This is a genomic window from Nitratireductor lacus (genome assembly GCF_056431025.1).
This window is the reverse complement of record NZ_JBWKMB010000049.1, coordinates 1-2,511: the sequence shown is the minus strand read 5'-3', so window position 1 is coordinate 2,511 and position 2,511 is coordinate 1. Positions and strand designations below refer to the sequence as shown.

2 protein-coding genes are annotated in these 2,511 nt (G+C 53.8%); both read left to right on the top strand.

Annotated elements, in window-relative coordinates; translation table 11 throughout:
* On the top strand, positions 1-1,387 hold a 1,387-nt coding region (locus AC07E3_RS21295; protein WP_478364721.1), incomplete at its 5' end, for a YadA-like family protein.
* Between the two features lie 70 nt (positions 1,388-1,457).
* Entirely contained in the window at positions 1,458-2,099 is a 642-nt protein-coding gene (locus tag AC07E3_RS21290; protein ID WP_478364719.1) for an invasion associated locus B family protein, read from the top strand.
* The last annotated feature ends 412 nt before the right edge of the window (positions 2,100-2,511 follow it).

Sequence of the window (2,511 nt, the reverse complement as noted above, 5' to 3'; positions counted from 1 at the left end):
TGTGACGCAGAATGAAGGCGCGATTGACACCCTGCAGACCGACCTCGGCACGACGAACAACAATCTGAGCGATCTCGGCAACCGCGTGACCAATGTCGATGATCGGGTGACCAACCTCAGCCAGACCATCGATAAAGGGGAGGTCGGATTGGTGCGCCAGGACGGTGGCGACGCAGACGTGACGGTTGGTGCCAAAACAGGTGGGACGAGCGTCAATATGGCCGGAACCTCGGGGGATCGGACCGTGACCGGGGTTAAGGAAGGCGCGCTGAACGCTGCCTCGAAGGATGCCGTCAACGGCAGCCAGCTCTTCGCCACGAACGAGGCGATCGGTTCGGTTGGCGAGCGTGTGACGCAGAATGAAGGCGCGATTGACACCCTGCAGACCGACCTCGGCACGACGAACAACAATCTGAGCGATCTCGGCAACCGCGTGACCAATGTCGAGGGTGATGTAAACAATGCCAAAATCGAAAACGACAGGCTGAATGGACGGGTCAGCAGTGTTGAGAGCACAATGACTAGCCACTCCAAGACCATGAATAGTCAGGGCAGGCAAATTGCGGCGCTCGACAAGGCATCCATCAAATACACGCTTGACAACAACGGTAATCCTACCGACGAAGTGAAGCTAGGCACAAACGGTGCAAGAGGCGTGGCGATCAAGAACGTCCAGCAAGGAACTGATGATCTCGACGCTGTAAATGTTGCGCAGTTGCGCCAAGCCATCGAAAATTTTGCTGGAGAAACTCTCGTAAGGTATGACAATGACGAGAACGGAGCACCAGTAAACAGGATATCACTCAAAGGTGACCGCTCCGGTTCGCCTGTGGCCATCTCCAATGTCGCTGCCGGTGAAAAGGATACCGATGCTGTAAACTACGGTCAAATCAAGAATCAGGTATCATACGAGGTTGATAGTCGTGGACAGAAAACGAATAAAATCAACCTTTCCGGCAACAATGGGCAGCCGGTTGCAGTTTCTAACCTTGCCGACGGCGTTGAGGAAATGGATGCGGTAAACGTCAGGCAACTGACCGGAGTGCGTAAAGACGCATATAATTACACAGATGCGAAGGTTGCTAAACTTCGCCAATACACCGATTCACGATTTGATACTCTGTCTGGCGACATTCGTCAGGTTAGAAGCGAAGTAAGGGGAGGTGTGGCCTCCGCCATGGCTGCCGCCCAACTCCGCTACAGTGATAAACCAGGGGTGGCTTCTGTTGCCGTCGGTATCGGTGGCTTTAAGGATCACACATCGCTTGCCGGTGGCCTCGGCTGGACGTCTAGAGACGAGAAATGGCGTGTGAATGGCTCGGTGGGGGTCTCGCTTAACAGTGGCGACGTCAGTTGGGGTGTCGGCGCTTCCTACTCATTCAACTGACGTCTTTGAGAAGCGCGCAGTCTTGTCGTTGACTTAAGGGTATCTTTGTTGGTTCGGATGCGAGGCGGATATGAAAATACTTGTCTTCTTGCTGGTCGTTCTTGTTGCATCTTTGTCATCTGCGTATTCAGATGAGCTTAGACTTGCATCGCTCGATCAACATACACTGGCTTCGCCGGCGCCGGGTGACCGAATGACAGTAACCCGACCCTTCGGACCGTGGACATTAAGATGTAATCTTTCAATCCGAATGAATCGCCGTATTTGCTCATTGGAACAATCGCTTGTTGCTGAGAAAGGGGCGGTTCTCTGGCGACTTGCGAAAACCGAGAACGATCTGAATGTACTTGTTTTTTCTGCACCGGCGAATATGGATGCAACAATAGGCTTAATAATCAATCTAGATGGATTTGAGTCAAGGATAAATCATTGGAATTGTGAGAGCGCTTGCGTGGCGGTTTCCCTACTCGATGGGCCTATGGAGGCTTTGATGTTTGAGGCAAAAAGGGTGGAAATGGCTTATGTCACCGTAGCTGGACGAGAGGTCCGGTTGGTACAGAGTATGGTCGGCTTCGATGAAGCACTGAAAGCTGCGGCTGACGACCCGTTCGGCAAACACCAGGCACCCGTATCGGCGATTCCTGTCCCAACGCCGCGCCCTGAATATGCTGAAAACCGCAGTGATCCGACGCGGCAAATGCGGCGGCAATAGACGAAGCAGTGCTACGCCTGAACATGTGTTGCGTGGCGGTGAAGAGCGCTGAATAGATGGAGTGGTTGCCGCTCTACCCACCCGACGCGTTCTGTTGGAGGATCGTCGGGTTAAGTCCAGTGGGTGGAGAGGAAGGCGAGCATGACCAAAGAGACGAGGACCGGGATCGATTTAGCCAAGAATGTTTTTCAGGTCCACGGAGCTTCCATGTCCGGATAGATCAAGTTCCAGCGGAAACTGACGCGGCAGCACTTTCGCAGGTTCATGGCTGACCAGGTTCCGGCGATGGTCGTAATGGAGGCCTGCGGCAGTGCCTGAATAGCCCCGAGTTTCGTGGACACCCTCGGGTTACATTTCCTGCTGCCGTTCGAACTCGACGGGTGACAGCATCCCGTTCCTGACGTGTTTGCGC